The sequence below is a fragment of the Dongia sp. P2_B8 genome, assembly GCF_056404715.1.
This window is the reverse complement of sequence record NZ_JBFUDM010000002.1, coordinates 93,578-110,084: the sequence shown is the minus strand read 5'-3', so window position 1 is coordinate 110,084 and position 16,507 is coordinate 93,578. Positions and strand designations below refer to the sequence as shown.

Here is a 16,507-nt window from a genome sequence, read left to right as displayed (position 1 = left end):
ACCCGCCATGTTCATCCAGACCGAAGAGACGCCAAATCCGGCAACTCTCAAATTTTTGCCGGGCCGCGCCGTGATGGCTGAGGGCACCGCCGATTTCGCCCGCGCCGAGGGCGCCGAGCGCTCGCCGCTCGCCCTGCGCCTGTTCGGTGTCGACGGCGTGCGCCGTATCTTCCTCGGCAGCGATTTCGTGACCGTGACCAAGGCCGATGAAAAGGATTGGGCGCTGCTGAAGCCAGCCCTCCTCGGCGTCATCATGGAACATTTCACCACCAACCAGCCGGTCATGCTGGCGGAAGGTGCGGCAGTTCCCGAAGCCGGCAGCGACGAGGATGACGAGATCGTCATCCAGATCAAGGAACTGCTGGAGACCCGCGTGCGCCCGGCCGTCGCGCAGGATGGCGGCGATATCGTGTTCCATTCCTTCGAAGACGGTGTGGTCTATTTGCACATGCAGGGTTCCTGCTCGGGTTGCCCAAGCTCGACCGCCACGCTGAAGATGGGCATCGAGAATATGCTGCGCCATTACGTGCCGGAAGTACTCGAAGTACGCCCGGTCTGAAGCCTGGGTCTGAAGCCCGGGTTTGGAGCATTGTTCTGAGCCGCAACATGGCTACAATCAAAGGGGCGCCTGATCGGGCGCCCCTTTTCGTTTCAGCTTTCACCAATCTCGCCCGAGGATATCCCGCATGACCGACAAGCTTGCCGCCCTTGACGATGCCGCTCTCGATCTCATTTTCCGTGAGGCTCGCACGCATTCCAAGTGGCTGGACAGGCCGGTGCCCGATTCCCTGCTGCAACAGGCCTTTGAGATTGCGCGCATGGGCCCCACCAGCGGCAATTGCCAGCCCTTGCGCATCCTCTTCGTGCGGGGGGCAGAGGCCAAGAAGAAGTTCGAGCCGGCCCTGTCCGAGGGCAACCGCGCCAAGACCATGGCGGCCCCGGCGACCGCGATCTTTGCCATGGACATGGAATTCTACGAGCTGATGCCGCGTTTGTTCCATGATCCCACCGCGCGCTCCTGGTTCGCCGGCAAGCCGGCGGCGATCGAGGACGGTGCCTTCCGCAACAGCACCTTGCAGGCGGCCTATTTCATGCTGGCCGCGCGCTCCCTCGGCCTCGATTGCGGACCGATGTCGGGCTTCGACAAGGCCAAGGTCGATGCCGCCTTCTTCGCCGGCACCACATGGCGGTCGAACTTCATCTGCAATATCGGCTATGGCGACAAGACCGCCTTGCATCCGCGCAACCCGCGCCTCGCCTTCGATGAGGCCTGCCGCATCGCCTAAAGTTTCTCTTCCATCTGGCAAATCAGGAAAGCGCCGATGTCGTTTGCCGCCCGCCTCGACCGGGTTCTGAAATCCCTGCCGCAAACCTATGCCGGTCCCGGGGGTGCGGTGGCTGTGCTGAAGGACGGCAAGGTCGTCGCCCGCCACACCTGGGGCTGGGCCAACGCCGAACGGCGCATACCTTTCACGCCACAGACCCTGTTCCGGATCTGCTCGATCACCAAGCAGTTCACCTGCGGCCTGGTGCTGGACGCCTTTCCCGATCCAGCTACGCTCGATGCCGATGTGAAGGCGCGGCTGCCGCAACTCAAGGGCCAGGCGCCCACCGCACGCCATCTCTGCCATAACCAATCCGGGCTGCAGGATTACTGGGCGGTGGCGATGCTCCACGGCGCGCTGGCGGAAACGCCCTTCGGCAATCGCGAAGCCACCCGTTTCATTGGCGCGACGCGCGCGCTGCAATTCGTGCCCGGCACGCGCTATTCCTATGCCAACCAGAATTTTCGCATTCTTTCCGATATTCTCGAAGCACGGTCCGGGCGCAGCTATGCCGAGTTGGTGCAGGCGGGCATCTTCGCGCCTGTCGGCATGGGCACGGCTTTCATCGCAGCGGATACGCGTGCGATGCCCGACGGCTCGGAAGGCTATGAAGGCGATACGGCGGGCGGCTTCAGGCCAGCCGTCAACGGCATGTTCTGGGCCGGTGGCGATGCCTCGATCGGTGCCAGCCTCGACGACATGATTGCCTGGGAAGCCCATATCGACGCCACGCGCGATGATGCAGGAAGTCTCTATCGACGCCTGTCGGCGCCGGTGACGTTCAGCGACGGCGCGCCCGCCGCCTATGGTTTCGGCCTGGCGCGGGAGACAATGTTCGGGCGGGCAACCACCCGCCATGGCGGGGCCTTGCGCGGCTGGCGCAGCCAGCGGCTCCACATGCCATCGGAACGGCTCTCGGTCGTCGTGCTGTTCAACCACAATGCCGGCCCCGGCGAGGCCGCCAAGGAACTGGTCGCCGCCGTGCTCGGGATCGACCAGCCGGAAGGGGTTGCCGATCTGCCGGCACCCGTTTGGGCCGGGACACCTGCTTGTGCTGCGACTTATGTCGAACCGGAAACCGGATTGTCCGTCCGCCTTGCCAAGTCGGGTCCAGCGACTGTCTTGCTGCGCTATGCGACCGGCCCCGAGGAACTCGTGCTGCAGGCCGACGGCTCGGCCGTGCAGGCAGAGTCCGGATTGCGGGTTCGGCCGAGCCCAGAAGGCCTGTGGCTCGACCGGCCGCAGGACAATCAGCGTTCCCTGCTGGTCGCCAGCGACGGTGCTGCGACGCCGGATATTGCCGGCCGCTATCACTGCGCGGATCTCGGGACTGAGCTCAGCATCGTCAATGCCGTCGGTGCAAGTTCGGGCGGCTCATTCTATGGCGCCTGCTCGGGCGTGCTGGGTGATGGGCGTATGGAGATGCTGCAGCCCATCGGCCGTGATCTCTGGGTCATGCCTTGCCCGCGCGGTGTCGATCATTTCCCACCGGGCGATTGGACCCTGGCCTTCACCCGTGACGCCGCAAGCCGCATCACCGGCATAGAACTCGGCTGCTGGCTGGCCAGGCGTTTTTCCTATCGGCGCGAAGATTGAAGCTGGCCGGGCGGCGGCGTCTTGTCGCCACCCGGCGGCACCTCTCTAAAGGTTTCGCACGGTGTGGAGGAACGTATCGACTTCCCGTTTGAGTTTTGCACCGTTCTCAGCAAGTTCGGTGGCGGCGGTCAGCACCTGTGTCGAGCCGGCGCTGGTCTGCTGCGACGCTTCGGTGACGCCGTGAATGTTATTTGCAACTTCGCTCGTACCCGCAGCGGCTTGCTGGACATTCCGCGAAATCTCCTGGGTTGCAGCGCCTTGCTCTTCGACCGCCGATGCGATCGCGGTTGAGATTTCGCTGACCCGATTGATTGTCTTGGTAATGGTCACGATCGCCTGCGCGGAGCTATTGCTCGCTTCCTGAATGGCTCTCACCTGCCCGCCGATCTCATCCGTCGCCCTGGCGGTTTGGGTTGCCAAGTTCTTCACTTCCGAAGCGACGACAGCGAAGCCCTTGCCGGCTTCACCCGCCCGGGCCGCTTCGATGGTCGCATTGAGTGCGAGCAGGTTCGTTTGGCCCGCGATTGCATTGATCAGTGTGACGACTTCGCCGATCTTCTGTGCCGCATCCGCCAATACCGCAACCTGACCGTTGGTTTCTTCGGCTTGCTCGACCGCGCTGCCGACGATGCGGCTCGATTCACTCACCTGGTTGCTGATTTCCTGAATTGACGCCGTCAGCTCTTCGGTCGCCGACGCAACGGTCTGGACGTTTTGCGTCATCTCTTCCGAAGCGGCTGCGACCGCGCTCGATTGCTGCGCCGTTTCTTCCGCGGTCGCCGAAAGGCCCTGCGCCGTCGATTGAAGTTCGGTCGCTGCGGCAGTCACGGCACCGACAATTTCTCCAATCATACTGTCGAAGTCTTTCACCACAACGTCCATCTTCCGGCTGCGCTCATTCTGGCGGGCTTGTTCGGCCGCCTGCATCGCTGTCAGCCGATCGGTTTCCAGCATGCTGTCCTTGAAGACCTGCACCGTCTTTGCCATGTCGCCGATCTCGTCCGAACGTTCCTGTCCGGCCACCTGGACCGCCAGATCACGATCGGCAAGGCGCCGCATGATACCGTTGAGAAGGTTGAGAGGATTGACGATGGACCGGGCCGTTACCAAGGCAATCACCAAACCCAATGTCACGCCGCCGCCAAGCATGATCCAGGCGAGCCACGTCATGAATGAAGAGAGGCTCATGAGATCTTCGGCATCTTTCCCCATGAGAGCTTCTTGATTGGTGGCGATGCCGCCAGCGGCTACACCATCGGCCCCTGGGGTGCCGTCAATGAGTTCTATCAAGTGAGCGACGCGCGGTTGCGCCTCGGTCTTCAGGATGGCGAGTGGCACGTTCCAATTGTCGCCGAGGCGTATCTCGACAATCTTGCCAGCGATCTCTACGAACTCGCCCAGCGTTTTCTCGACAATGTTGAACTGTGCATTCTGTGTCGCGGAGAGAGCGGTTGCCTGCCCTTTCACCAATTTCAGGGCATCTGCAGCAGCTTTGCTCTTGGTGCCAAAGCCTGTACTGAACTTCTCATCGCCTGTGGTGAGGAAGCCGCGCAGATCAGCGACAGCGGCGGCCAGCTGGCCACGGGTATTGGCGATGTCCACCAGAAGGTTCTTACGCTGCGGTGTGGCCTCCAGCGACCGCTCCTCGTCAATCATCGCCGTCAACGCTGCCAACATGGCGTCAACGCGCGGCGCACCATCCTTTACCAGGAGTGCTGTGGCTGGCATCGCCTCCGGCGTTCCCACAATCGCTTCGACGCGATCCTGCACAGCCTTCAGTTCATCCAGGACAGTTTTGAACTGTGACCATTTGGCCTGGTCCTCGGCGGCTGCCGTCAAGGGCAGCAGATCGTCGATCTCTTTTTCAAATTGAGCAATATGAGTCCATGCAGCAGCACGGAGTTCTTTCTGCGCTGATTGTCCGGTCAGCATGTATCCGCGAAGCGCGGCGAGTGCCGCGTTGAGATTGGTCTTGATTTCATTGCCGCTATTGACGACCGGCGCTCGCTGTCCAATCACGAGGCTGGCATTGTTGACGACAGAGGTCAGGCTCCAAACCATGCAGCCGCCAAGCACGGCCACAACGGCGCAAATCGACCCGAAACCAGCGAACATCTTTGTCGTGATTTTCATGGGCTCGTCCTCCCATAGGCTGTGTAACAGCTTGGGCACGGACTCTTAAGAATCCGTTTGGAATGACTCATTCTTTGACCCGCATTCATCACAAGCATCCGGAAAAAACGGTGCCCTCGGTGCCGCGTGACAAGCCGATCCGATCGACACGGATAGGTTTCGATTTCACATCTGGGTATTCACGACTATCTGGAAAGGGACCCAAACCTATTTCGGCTTTGATGCCCAAGGGCGTCCATAAAATATCCGACTTCGCCGGCTGCCAGGATCGAGTCCGACTGTCGATCGGGGTGCCGAAAACTCATGGAAAAAATCAAACTCATGGAAAAAAATCCCGTCGCATCTCGGCGGCGTCGTTCGAGGGCGGGTGTTTGCGGTCGCCGGGAGGGGGTCGATTGAGTTCGGCGGCGGCGATGTTCGCCCAGGTCCGGAAGGAGGCTTGAAAATATAGTAAGCTTGCTTATATTAGTCAGACCTATTATAAGTGAGGTTCCATTTTGCCCAATCACCATGACCTGGGAACGCCCAGCATCGGCCTGCTCCTCTATGACACGGCGCGGCTGATGCGGCGGGATTTCGACCGCCGGGCGCGCACCGTGGGTCTCACGCGCGCGCAATGGATGGTCATCTCCTATCTCGACCGCAATGAAGGGTCGAACCAGGCGGCGATCGCCGATTTCCTGGATGTCGAGCCCATTACCATCGTGCGCCATCTCGACCGGCTCGAGGAAGCCGGCTGGATCGAGCGGCGCAGCGACCCCAATGACCGGCGCGCGCGCCTCATCTATCTCACCGACAAGGCGCGCCCGATCCTGGCCACCAAACAGGAACTGGGTGCTGAAATGCGCGAGGTGATGCTGGCTGGCCTTTCGGAAGAGGTGCGCAATGCCTTGCTGGCAAGTCTCCAGCGGATTCGCACCAACCTGGTCGAATCCCTGAACAGCGCGGCCGATGCGGACGCCGCCCAACCTGCCGACGTGAAACAACATGCCTGACGGAAATGCGACGCAACCGATGAGTACCGAACTTGCCATCCAGTCGAAACCGAGCCTGCTGCGCCGCTATCGCCGGACGCTGCTGCTGGTGATCGTGCCGGCGCTGGTCGTACTGGTCTCCGGCTACATCTATGTGACCGGCGGCCGCTTCGTCGACACGGACAATGCCTATGTGAAGGCGCATATGGTGCAGGTCAGCACCGACATCTCCGGCCGCGTCACCGAGGTTCTGGTGCATGAGAACCAGGTGGTTAGGGAAGGCGACCCGCTGCTGCGCCTCGATGTCGAGCCGTTGAACATCGCCTTGGCGCAGGCCGAGGCCGACCGCGAAACGGTGCGCAATGACATCGCCGCCCTGAAAGCCAGCTACCGGCAGCGGCAGGAAGATCTGCAAGGGGCGACGTCGACACTGGGCATGGCCCAGCGTGAATATACGCGCCGCGAAAAGCTGGTGGCCGGCAAGGTCATCTCCGAATCCGAATTCGATTCAGCGCGCAACGAGCGCGACCTCGCGACACGCCAGGTGTCGGCCATCCGCCAGGATATCCAACGCATCATGGCCGAGCTTGGCGGCAATCCCGACATCGACCCGGAAGATCATCCGCGTTACCGCGCGGCACAGGCCAAGGTCGACGAGGCCCAGCGCGACCTCCGTCATGCCGTGGTCCTCGCACCCGCCGCTGGCATCATCGCCAAGGCCGACAATCTGCGCCCGGGTGACTATGCCACCGCCGGCCGCCCGGTGTTCAGTCTGGTCTCGGAACAGGATCTCTGGGTCGAGGCGAATTTCAAGGAGACCGATCTCACCTATGTGCGCCCCGGTCAGGAAGCCGATATCAGCGTCGACACCTATCCGGACGCCAAATTCACCGCGATCGTGGATAGCATCGGCGCAGCGACCGGTGCCGAATTCAGCGCGCTGCCGCCACAGAATGCCACCGGCAATTGGGTGAAGGTGGTGCAACGCATCCCGGTGCGCCTCCATATCACCCATGCCTCAGGCGAGGCGCAGGACACGCCCCCCTTACGTGCCGGCATGAGCGTCGTCGTCGACATTGACACCGAACACCACCGCGTGCTGCCAGGCTTCATCCGCAATGCCGCCGCCTGGGTGGGTGTGGAGTAAATAAGGTGATCGGTTTGCTGAAATCCGTCAGTTGCTCCCCCTCACCCCGGCCCTCTCCCGCAAGGGGAGAGGGAGTTTCCAGCGAGCGTATTGACCAAGCCTTGCCCCACCTGCACGAAGCCCCTCTCCCCTTGCGGGAGAGGGGTTGGGGTGAGGGGGCGGTGCAAGAAATGACTCCGCGCATCCAATGACCATCTCCGCAAAATCGTCGCCGATGCTGATCACGGTTTCGGTGATGCTTGCGACCATCATGCAGGCGTTGGACACGACCATTGCCAATGTCGCCTTGCCGCATATGCAGGGTACGCTGTCGGCGACGCAGGATCAGATCTCCTGGGTGCTGACATCCTATATCGTGGCGGCCGGCATCATGACGCCGGCCACCGGCTTTATCGCCACACGCTTCGGCCGCAAGCGGCTCTTCGTCTGGTCGGTGGTGGGATTTACGGCGGCATCTCTGCTGTGTGGGGCGGCCCTCACCCTCAATCAGATCGTGCTCTATCGGCTGCTGCAGGGCATCTTCGGCGCGGCCCTGGTACCGCTTAGCCAAGCCATCCTGCTCGATACCTATCCCCGCGAAAAGCATGGCAAAGCCATGGCCATGTGGGGCGTCGGTGTCATGATCGGGCCAATCCTGGGGCCGACCCTCGGCGGTCTCCTCACCGAATATTATAATTGGCGCTGGGTGTTCCTCATCAACCTGCCCTTCGGCCTGCTGGCATTGGGTGGCATCCTTGCCTTCGTGCCGGAGACGGAGAAGGATCCCGACCGGCCGTTCGATTTTACCGGCTTTGCCTTCCTCGCGATTGCCATCGCTGCCTTGCAGATGATGCTGGATCGGGGCGAGCTGCAGGCCTGGTTCGAATCGACCGAGATCGTGATCGAAGGCCTCATCGCAGCTCTCTCGCTCTACATGTTCATAGCCCACATGTTTACGCATCACCGGCCGTTCATCGACCGGCATCTCTTTCTCGACCGGAATTTCACCGTCGGCCTGATTTTCATCTTCATCATCGGCATCATCCTGCTGGCGACGATGGCCCTGCTGCCGCCGTTCCTGCAGCATCTCAAGGGCTATCCGGTCATCACCACCGGCTATCTGCTGGCACCGCGCGGTGTCGGCACCATGGTCTCGATGATGCTGGTGGGGCGTCTGATGGGCAAGGTCGATACACGCCTTCTCATTCTGGCGGGCCTCAGCTTGACCTCGTTATCGCTGTGGCAGATGAGCCAGTTCAGCCTCGACGTCACGGAATTCATGCTGGTGGAAAGTGGCGTCATCCAGGGCTTGGGGCTGGGTCTCATCTTCGTACCCTTGAGCACCGTCACCTTTTCGACGCTGGCGCCGCATTTGCGGACCGAGGCCGCCGCCATGTTCAGCCTGATGCGCAATATCGGCAGCTCCATCGGCATTTCCATCGTGACGGCGTTGCTCTCGCGCAACACCCAGATCAACCATGCGAGCCTCGCCGAGAACGTCAACATCTTCAACCCGATGATGCACGCGCCCTATCTGCCGCCCAGCTGGTCCCTGGACAGTGCCGCGGGATTGGCGAGCCTCGATGCCGAGGTGACACGCCAGGCGGCCAGCATCGCCTATATCGATGATTTCGTACTGATGATGTGGGTGACCTTGTGCGCCGTCCCGCTCCTCGTGCTGCTGCGCCGGCCGAAGAGAGCCGGGACACCGGCGCCGGCCCTGCATGCAGTGGCGGATTAGCTTGTCGCTAAACCCCTCACCCCAACCCTCTCCCCACTGCGTGGGGCGAGGGAGTTATGACGGAGTTCGCCCTGAGCCCCTCGCCCCGTTCTTACGGGGAGAGGGGTTGGGGTGAGGGGTGCTTACATCATCGGCTTAGGCAGCTGCGCCTGTTCGATCAGCGGATAATCGCGGCTGTTGAACATCTGATAGTGCCACCATTCGTTCTTATAATTGTCCCAGCCGGCAGCCATCATGAGCCCCAGCAGCGTGAAGCGGTTACGCTGGGCGATGACCGGGATATCGGTTGCGGCATGATGCGATTGCGGGATGGCCTCGTCGAAGCCGGTGCCCATGTCCAGCTCGACACCCTTGTCGTCCACCAGGGTGAGGTCGATGGCCACGCCGCGGGTATGGGGCGAGCCGCGCCGCGGATCGGCCACGAATTCCGGGTCCGGCAGTGCATTCCACAGGCACCATTGCGCCTCGGACGGGCGGAAAGCATCGAAGATCTTGAGGCGCAGGCCCAGGGGTTGGGCGAGATGCGCGGCCTTCTTCAGAAGCTCGGCTGCCCGTTCATGGAGGTAACAATTGGGGCTGGTATAGATGATGGAACCGCTGAGATTGTGCGGCGTTGCGTAGACCAAGGCGATGTCGACGTCATATTCGTGCGGGGTAATTTCGACCAAGCTCATCTTGCCACCGTCGCTGGAGAGTTCTAAACCGCGTTTAGCAGATTGCGGCAATGGCCGCCACACTGCGCACAGAGGCGCACTGTGAACGATGGAATATGGATGCGATATGGTATCTGACGAGCGCCTCATCCTGGCCCTGGATGCCGCCGGCACCACCTGCTCGGTGGCCTTGGGCGTGGCTGAACCGGGCGGCTGCCGGACCCTCGCATCGCGCAAGGTCGATCTGCGCCACGGCCATGCCGCCATCCTGGTGCCCATGGTGGCGGAGGTCATGCAGGCGGCGGGACGCGAGCTTGACGTGGTGGATGCGCTGGCGGTCGGTATCGGGCCCGGCGGGTTCACGGGCCTGCGCATTGCCTTGTCGACGGCGCGCGGCTTCGGCCTGGCGCTCGGCAAACCGGTCATCGGCATCACCAATTTCCAGGCGGCGGCGGCCAACTTGCCGGCCGACATCCGGGAGCATCCAGGCGACATTCTCGTCATGATCGACAGCCGGCGCGAGGAGCCGTTCGTGGCATGGCTGGATGCTGATCTTGAGTTCCGCGCCGCGCCGCGCTTCATGACAGTGCCCGAGATTGCAGCCCTCGTGACAGAGGCCAAGCCTACCATCGTCACCGGCGACGGGCTGGATCTGTGGTCGCAGGACCTGCCGCCCGGAGCCCACCGGATCGTGTCTTTGGCGGATGCCGAGTCCATCCTGCGTCTTGCCGCTGATCCCGCCGCGCGTTTCGGACGAAAGGCCGCTCCCCTCTATCTGCGCGAGCCCGATGTCTCGCTGCCCAAAGCGGTCTGACTGCCAGATGGCGCCGGCAGAGCCCGCCTTCCGTGCCCTCACCGGTTTCGACCTCGATCTGCTGGCAGAACTCCATGCGCAAAGCTTCGATGCCGGCTGGGACCGGCCCTGGTCGCAAAGCTCCTTTGCCGACGTGCTGGCGATGCCCGGTGCTGCCGGCCAGCTCGCCATGCTTCAGGACCAGCCGGTCGGCTTCGGCCTCACGCTCGCGGCGGCGGATGAGGTGGAACTGCTGCTCCTTGCCATCCTGCCGGCGCATCGGCGCCATGGTCATGCCGGGAAGCTTCTCGTGGCATTGCTGCAAACGGCGGCTGCCGCTGGCGCCAGGCGGGCGATTCTGGAAGTGGCGGCCCCCAACCATGCGGCCATCGCCTGCTATCGGCGCGTGGGGTTCACACCTTGCGGCCGGCGGAAGGCTTATTACACGGGACAGGTGGATGCGCTGATCTTCGAAAAACCGCTCGGAATGCCAAGCATTAACGCTAAAAGCGCCGTATAACTTGGAATTATGTGTGAGAACTACAAATAATAACATCCGTTTCATTGCCAAGGCGAAGCACGCTGTTTATCTAACGGGGACGATTTATCCGGGTGTTCAGTTGTGCGCCCGGATTGCCGGCCCAGGTTACGGACTGGCATTTGCCGCAGATGAGGAATGACGTATGACCGACGCTCTCAAAAACGATCCGCTGCTGCCGCTGGTGACCGAGATCGTCGTCGCATATCTGTCACATAACACCGTGGCGATGACCGACATTCCACGCCTCATTGCCGAAACGCGGGCAGCTCTCGCCCAAAGCGGTGCAGCCCCCCATGGCGCGGAACGCCCGGCCATTGCGACGAACAAGGAGCCGGCTGTGCCGGTCAAGAAATCGGTGACGCCCGATTACCTGATCTGCCTCGAAGACGGCACCAAGCTCAAAATGCTCAAGCGCCATCTGCGCACGGCCTATGACATGACCCCGGAGCAGTATCGCGAAAAGTGGGGTCTTTCCGAGGATTACCCGATGGTGGCGCCGAACTACGCCAAAAAGCGCTCGTCCCTGGCCCGCGAATTCGGCCTCGGCCGCGGCGGCCGCAAGCGCCGGCCAGCCCGGCGCAGCTGAAATCCCCGCTCCAGCCCCGCATTAACATTTGGCACGCTGCATCGGGCGGGCATAAGCCCTTGTGCCTGAAACCTTTCTGCAGCCTTGCGTAAGGCTCTTGGCGGCAGGTGCTTAACCAAGGCACAATGCAGCCGCCAGGGATGTTACCAGGGAGTCGGCAAACCGCGCCGGCTGGTGAGACCCAAGCGACTTGAACGGGCAGACCGGTTCAACCGTGCCGGTCCTGCTAAACCCTTTTTTCGGGATATCGCTGATTTGACGAAAACAATAACGACTGGTGAGGCTGGCGTGCCGTCGCGGCTGGAACGACTGTGCATCGAAAAGGGCCTCAAGATGACCGACCAGCGTCGGATCATCGCGCGCGTTCTCTCCGACGCGCAGGATCATCCGGATGTCGAACTGCTGCACAAGCGCGCCGTCCAGATCGATTCCGGCATTTCGCTCGCCACCGTCTACCGCACCGTGCGCCTGTTCGAGGAAGCAAGCATCCTCGAGCGCCACGATTTCGGCGATGGCCGCGCGCGCTATGAAGAGGTGAGGGACGATCATCACGACCATCTCATCGATATTCATTCAGGCCGCGTCATCGAATTCACCAACGAGCAGATCGAAAAGCTGCAAAAGGGTGTTGCCGAAGAACTTGGCTACAAGCTGGTCGGCCACCGGCTCGAGCTTTACGCTGTCCCGCTCGACAAGGACGGCATCGCCAGCGAATCCACATCCAAAGGCAAGATCCGCATCGTCGGGGGCGGCGAAAAATGATCGTGGCTGCGGCCCGGCGCGAGCGGCCGGTCGAAGTCATTGTCGGCGACCTGGAAGCGCGCCTTGCCGAAACAGAGGCCGAGATTCTGGCGGCGCAGGAACTGCGCTACCGCGTCTTCTATGGCGAAATGGGTGCCAAGCCCGGACCTGAAATGGTCCGGGTGGGGCGCGATTTCGATGCGTTCGATCCCTATTGCGACCATCTCATCGTGGTCGACCGCAAGCGCGGCGCCGGCGTCAAGGGCATCGTCGCCACCTATCGCCTGTTGCGCCGGGAAGCAGCGCGCCGGGCGGGTCGCTTCTATTCCATCGCCGAATACGATATCTCGGCCCTCGTGAACCGGCCGGGCGAAATTCTGGAACTGGGCCGCTCCTGCGTCGATCCCGCCTATCGCAACAAGATGGCGATGCAATTGCTCTGGAAGGGGATCACCGACTACATCCTGTTCCACAAGGTCGAGATCATGTTCGGCTGTGCGAGCTTTCCGGGCATTGATCCCGGCGCGCATCGCATGGCGCTCTCTTATCTCCATCACCGCCATCTGGCACCGCCGCAGTTCCGGCCCAAGGCCCTGGCGGACCGCTATGTCGACATGAACATGATGCCGCTTGCCGAGATCGACGAGCGTCGCGCACTGGCGTCGCTGCCGCCGCTCATCAAGGGCTATCTGCGGCTCTCCGGCTATGTCGGCGATGGTGCCGTCATCGATCATGAATTCGGCTCGGTTGACGTCTCCATCGTGGTGGTGACGGCCGAGGTCACCGACAAATATATGAAGCATTACACGCGGCCGGATTACGGCGGCGAATCCTGAAAATGGCGCAACGGCCTGGTGCGCGGCGCCCACCAGCGCGGCATTTCGAACTGGACGAAGGCTCAAGCCTGCGCGGCGCCACGCGGCTTGGCACATATCTTGGCCTCACCGTCAGCCTCAGTGCCGTGCAACTGCTGCTGCTCCTGACCCGCAGCCGTGGCCGCAGCCTGCTGCCGCGCATGTATCATCGCCTGACCTGCCGCATCATCGGCCTTGACGTCGAGCAGCGCGGGCAGATGTCGCTGGCATCGCCCACACTCTTCGTCAGCAACCACACCTCTTACCTCGACATTCCGGTGTTGGGCAGCCTCATCGAAGGCAGCTTCGTCGCCAAGACCGAAGTGGGCAGCTGGCCGGTCTTCGGCTGGCTCTCCAAGATGCAGCGTACGGTCTTCGTCGACCGCAAGCGCGGCACCACCCACCGGCAGCGCGACGATCTGCAGCGCCGGCTGGAAGCGGGCGACAATCTCATCCTGTTTCCCGAGGGAACTTCCAATGACGGCAACAGCGTGCTGCCTTTCCGCAGCGCGCTGCTGAGCGTTGCCGAACGCGAAGCGCGCGGCGAGAAGCTGACCGTGCAGCCGGTCTCGATCAGCTATACCCAGTTGAACGCGCTCCCCATGGGCTACCGCAACCGCGCCTATGTCGCCTGGTATGGCGACATGACTTTGGGCGGGCATCTCTGGGCTTTTACGCGCTTGGGCCGCGCCCGCGTCGTCGTCGAATTCCACCCGCCCGTGCTGATCAGTGATTTCCGTTCCCGGAAGGAACTGACGCAACATTGCTACGCCACGATCTCCGGCGGTGTCTCGGCGGCGTTGGGCGGGAAAAGCTAAATCCTGCCGCAGGGCCCTCACCCTAACCCTCTCCCCTTGCGGGAGAGGGTTAGGGTGAGGGGGCAGAACGATCGGACTCGTTGAGAGATCCCCCTCACCGCTCGCTAGCGCTCGCCGCCTCTCCCGCAAGGGGAGAGGCTAGTAGATGTGTTGTCCTCAATCGGCTCAAACCGCCGTACGCCATCGTCGGTCACGCCATCGAACATCGCCTTCGGCCGCGCGAACGGCCTGCCATCCTTGGTGAGATAGATCGTCAGCAGCTCTTCGCTCTCGCTATGCGTGGCGTCGAACAGCTTCTGATAGAGCCCGCCTTTGTAATGGCGGTGCGTGGCCCGGAAGACGGTCATCGCCTACCACAGGTCCTTGAAATCCCAGCCGGTGGCGGCGACCACGGGACCGAATTCGGCTTCGTTGGCGATGATGGCGCAGGCATCGGGCTTGGCGGCGATCTCGCTGGCGTCGAGCTTGATCAGCCGGTCGTCCGGCCTGCCATCCCATGTGCCGACCTTGCGCAGCGTGTGGACGACATTGGTGGTGATCATGCGCTGGCCGCGATTTTCGCCACCAGCGATGTCGGTGGCACCCTCATAGCTATAGGTCACCAGCCACAGGCTGGCCGGCACCGAAAGGGCTGCCTGTGGCAGGCCTAGATGAATGCCGCCGCTGGCATCCTTGGCGAGGGTGAGCGCATACATTGTGTTGCGGCGGTTGGCGGCCTTGAGGGCCTTTTCCACCGCCTGATGATCCGATCCCACGGTCTCGATGGCACCGGCCACCACCATCTGTGGCGTGTACATCATGGTCTTGCCCTGGGCCGCGGCATAGGCGCGCTGGCGCTCGGTGAAGGCCGGGTTGGCGAAGCGGTCCTTCCAGCCGATATAGTCCCAATAATCGACATGGAACGACAAAGGCAGCAGGTTCTTGCGCTTCGAGAGCTCCCGCAGATAGGCATTGGCCGGCGGGCAGGATGAGCAGCCTTCCGAGGTGAACAGTTCGACCACGATCGGTGCCGGCGGCGTCTCGACCGCCAGAGGGACGAGTGGGGGAGGCATGGTTGGCAGGGGGGCCATCGGCACGCTGGCGTCCGGCACGGGCATGGCGCTCGGCGTGCTGAAATCGGGTGGCGCGCCGCCGGGTGTGGATGAGGGTCCGGTGAAGGACTGGATCAGGCTGTCATTGCTCTGCGCTGCGGCCAGGCCAGCCGGCAGCATCAGCAAAAACGCCAGAACAAGGTGCAGGAACAATCGCTTCATCATGGTTTCAGCCTAGGTCCGTTGGCCGGGTCCTGGCCACTCACATTACCGTGCCCATAAGACGTTATAGGTAAGTCGTTAAAAGTCGCTGACCTTGCCGTTGCGCTCCCAATCACCATAGCGGGTGGGTTCCGGGCCGGTCGGGCCGCCATATTCCTTGGGCAGGGGCTTGGCTGGGGATTGGTCAGGGGCCTTGGCGGCCGGCTTTTCAGCCGGATCGCCGGGTTTTTTGGCTGATGTGTCATCGTTCTGGGTCATGGGCGAGACGATAGGATTCCAGGACCTGCCGTCAAGGTCTTGATTAGGCCGCGACCCGTAACAATCTTGCCGTTAGGGTTATTGGGCGCCTTAGCGATGGAGGTCGATGCGCGATGGGTTACATGCGGACCGCTTTGCTGCTGGCAGCGATGACCGGCCTGTTTCTGGCGATCGGCTATGTGATCGGTGGCCAGACGGGCGTCGTCTTTGCCTTCGGCGTGGCGCTGGTGATGAACCTCTTCGCCTATTGGAACGCCGACAAGATCGTGCTGCGCATGTACCGGGCGCGGCCGGCCGAGGGCCACGAACTGGAAGGCATCGTGGCAAAGCTCGCCGCGCAGGCGGACCTCCCCATGCCGAAGGTCTATATCATCGACAATGACCAGCCCAACGCGTTTGCCACCGGCCGCAATCCGGCGAACGCCGCAGTGGCGGCCACCAGCGGCCTCCTGCGCATGCTGTCGCGCGACGAGGTGGCCGGCGTCATGGCGCATGAGCTGGCGCACGTGAAGAACCGCGACTCCCTCACCATGACCATCACCGCCGTGCTGGCGGGCGCCATCGGCATGCTGGCCAATTCGCTGATGTGGATGGGGCTGATGGGCGGCCATCGTGACGACCGCAACAATCCGCTGGGCGCCGTCGGCAGCCTGGTTGTGATGCTGCTGGCGCCCTTGGCTGCCATGCTGGTGCAGATGGCGATCTCGCGCGGCCGCGAATATGAGGCCGACCGGGTGGGTGCCGAGATCTCCGGCAATCCCCGGGCCCTCGCCAGCGCGCTTGATAAGATCAGCCAGGGCGCCGAGGTGATCGACAATCAGGTGGCGGAAGCCAACCCGGCCTCGGCCCATCTCTTCATCGTCAACCCGCTCCATGGCCGCGCCGGCGACAGCCTGTTCTCGACCCATCCCCATGTCGCCAACCGCATCGATCGCCTGCTGGCCATGGAAAGCAGCGGTGTCGCCATGGCGCGCCCATCGGCATCGCCACGCCCGACGCGCCGCTCCTCGATCCCCTCGACCGTCGAACGCCAGCGCCGCGGCCCGTGGGGGTAACTCTAGGTGGGGTAATTCTATTCGCCATGCCCGTGCTTGACCCGGGCATCAGCTTGCAAC

Annotated in this window: 18 protein-coding genes; 13 read left to right on the top strand and 5 right to left on the bottom strand. The window is 62.5% G+C overall.

Annotated elements, in window-relative coordinates; genetic code table 11:
• The first annotated feature begins 7 nt into the window (after nucleotides 1-7).
• The 3 genes from AC1DWZ_RS05425 to AC1DWZ_RS05415 all read left to right on the top strand — a co-directional run bounded on the left by AC1DWZ_RS05425 (nucleotide 8) and on the right by AC1DWZ_RS05415 (nucleotide 2,921).
• Complete coding sequence (locus AC1DWZ_RS05425) at nucleotides 8-559, top strand: NifU family protein (protein ID WP_477167851.1); 552 nt, start codon at nucleotides 8-10, stop codon at nucleotides 557-559.
• 127 nt (nucleotides 560-686) lie between these two features.
• Nucleotides 687-1,286 carry a malonic semialdehyde reductase gene (locus AC1DWZ_RS05420; protein ID WP_477167850.1) on the top strand — a complete coding sequence of 200 codons (600 nt, stop codon included), beginning with the start codon at nucleotides 687-689 and terminating at the stop codon, nucleotides 1,284-1,286.
• A 36-nt stretch (nucleotides 1,287-1,322) separates the two neighbouring features.
• Nucleotides 1,323-2,921 (top strand): D-aminopeptidase, encoded by a 1,599-nt coding sequence (locus AC1DWZ_RS05415; RefSeq protein ID WP_477167849.1) that lies wholly within the window; start codon nucleotides 1,323-1,325, stop codon nucleotides 2,919-2,921.
• Between the two features lie 45 nt (nucleotides 2,922-2,966).
• Here the strand turns inward: AC1DWZ_RS05415 and AC1DWZ_RS05410 are convergent, their stop codons facing one another.
• The gene (locus AC1DWZ_RS05410) at nucleotides 2,967-5,054 is read right to left on the bottom strand and encodes a HAMP domain-containing methyl-accepting chemotaxis protein (protein ID WP_477167848.1); all 2,088 of its coding nucleotides are present in this window, start codon (nucleotides 5,052-5,054) and stop codon (nucleotides 2,967-2,969) included.
• A gap of 497 nt (nucleotides 5,055-5,551) precedes the next feature.
• Between AC1DWZ_RS05410 and AC1DWZ_RS05405 the strand changes: the two genes are divergently transcribed.
• From AC1DWZ_RS05405 to AC1DWZ_RS05395, 3 genes are all read left to right on the top strand, one after another.
• Nucleotides 5,552-6,049, top strand: a complete 498-nt coding sequence (locus AC1DWZ_RS05405; RefSeq protein ID WP_477167847.1) for a MarR family winged helix-turn-helix transcriptional regulator — start codon at nucleotides 5,552-5,554, stop codon at nucleotides 6,047-6,049.
• Between the two features lie 19 nt (nucleotides 6,050-6,068).
• Nucleotides 6,069-7,175, top strand: coding sequence for an HlyD family secretion protein (locus AC1DWZ_RS05400; protein ID WP_477167846.1), 1,107 nt, complete (start codon nucleotides 6,069-6,071; stop codon nucleotides 7,173-7,175).
• A 187-nt stretch (nucleotides 7,176-7,362) separates the two neighbouring features.
• Nucleotides 7,363-8,895 carry a DHA2 family efflux MFS transporter permease subunit gene (locus AC1DWZ_RS05395; protein WP_477167845.1) on the top strand — a complete coding sequence of 511 codons (1,533 nt, stop codon included), beginning with the start codon at nucleotides 7,363-7,365 and terminating at the stop codon, nucleotides 8,893-8,895.
• Nucleotides 8,896-9,017: 122 nt separating this feature from the next.
• On the opposite strand, the gene ddpX is transcribed toward AC1DWZ_RS05395, so the two are convergent.
• On the bottom strand, nucleotides 9,018-9,569 hold the full coding sequence (gene ddpX / locus AC1DWZ_RS05390; RefSeq protein WP_477167844.1) for a D-alanyl-D-alanine dipeptidase: 552 nt from the start codon (nucleotides 9,567-9,569) through the stop codon (nucleotides 9,018-9,020).
• 106 nt (nucleotides 9,570-9,675) lie between these two features.
• Here ddpX and tsaB point away from each other — a divergent pair, with 106 nt between their 5' ends.
• The 6 genes from tsaB to AC1DWZ_RS05360 all read left to right on the top strand — a co-directional run bounded on the left by tsaB (nucleotide 9,676) and on the right by AC1DWZ_RS05360 (nucleotide 13,881).
• A complete protein-coding gene (tsaB, locus tag AC1DWZ_RS05385; RefSeq protein WP_477167843.1) occupies nucleotides 9,676-10,362 on the top strand; it encodes a tRNA (adenosine(37)-N6)-threonylcarbamoyltransferase complex dimerization subunit type 1 TsaB in 687 nt (228 codons plus the stop codon).
• A 7-nt stretch (nucleotides 10,363-10,369) separates the two neighbouring features.
• Entirely contained in the window at nucleotides 10,370-10,861 is a 492-nt protein-coding gene (locus AC1DWZ_RS05380; RefSeq protein ID WP_477167842.1) for a GNAT family N-acetyltransferase, read from the top strand.
• A 163-nt stretch (nucleotides 10,862-11,024) separates the two neighbouring features.
• Nucleotides 11,025-11,468: a Ros/MucR family transcriptional regulator gene (locus AC1DWZ_RS05375; protein ID WP_477167841.1), complete on the top strand. Its 444-nt coding sequence runs from the start codon at nucleotides 11,025-11,027 to the stop codon at nucleotides 11,466-11,468.
• A gap of 288 nt (nucleotides 11,469-11,756) precedes the next feature.
• Nucleotides 11,757-12,230 (top strand): Fur family transcriptional regulator, encoded by a 474-nt coding sequence (locus tag AC1DWZ_RS05370; RefSeq protein ID WP_477168271.1) that lies wholly within the window; start codon nucleotides 11,757-11,759, stop codon nucleotides 12,228-12,230.
• A complete protein-coding gene (locus AC1DWZ_RS05365; protein WP_477167840.1) occupies nucleotides 12,227-13,045 on the top strand; it encodes a GNAT family N-acetyltransferase in 819 nt (272 codons plus the stop codon). The genes AC1DWZ_RS05370 and AC1DWZ_RS05365 overlap by 4 nt, the downstream gene beginning before the upstream one ends.
• A 2-nt stretch (nucleotides 13,046-13,047) precedes the next feature.
• The gene (locus AC1DWZ_RS05360) at nucleotides 13,048-13,881 is read left to right on the top strand and encodes a lysophospholipid acyltransferase family protein (RefSeq protein ID WP_477167839.1); all 834 of its coding nucleotides are present in this window, start codon (nucleotides 13,048-13,050) and stop codon (nucleotides 13,879-13,881) included.
• A gap of 104 nt (nucleotides 13,882-13,985) precedes the next feature.
• Here AC1DWZ_RS05360 and AC1DWZ_RS05355 read toward each other — a convergent pair whose 3' ends face one another.
• The 3 genes from AC1DWZ_RS05355 to AC1DWZ_RS05345 all read right to left on the bottom strand — a co-directional run bounded on the left by AC1DWZ_RS05355 (nucleotide 13,986) and on the right by AC1DWZ_RS05345 (nucleotide 15,392).
• A complete protein-coding gene (locus tag AC1DWZ_RS05355; RefSeq protein WP_477167838.1) occupies nucleotides 13,986-14,228 on the bottom strand; it encodes a DUF1653 domain-containing protein in 243 nt (80 codons plus the stop codon).
• 3 nt (nucleotides 14,229-14,231) lie between these two features.
• Nucleotides 14,232-15,137 carry a DUF1223 domain-containing protein gene (locus tag AC1DWZ_RS05350; protein WP_477167837.1) on the bottom strand — a complete coding sequence of 302 codons (906 nt, stop codon included), beginning with the start codon at nucleotides 15,135-15,137 and terminating at the stop codon, nucleotides 14,232-14,234.
• Between the two features lie 75 nt (nucleotides 15,138-15,212).
• A complete protein-coding gene (locus AC1DWZ_RS05345) occupies nucleotides 15,213-15,392 on the bottom strand; it encodes a DUF1674 domain-containing protein (protein WP_477167836.1) in 180 nt (59 codons plus the stop codon).
• Between the two features lie 113 nt (nucleotides 15,393-15,505).
• Here AC1DWZ_RS05345 and htpX point away from each other — a divergent pair, with 113 nt between their 5' ends.
• Complete coding sequence (gene htpX, locus AC1DWZ_RS05340) at nucleotides 15,506-16,447, top strand: zinc metalloprotease HtpX (RefSeq protein WP_477167835.1); 942 nt, start codon at nucleotides 15,506-15,508, stop codon at nucleotides 16,445-16,447.
• Nucleotides 16,448-16,507 lie beyond the last annotated feature (60 nt).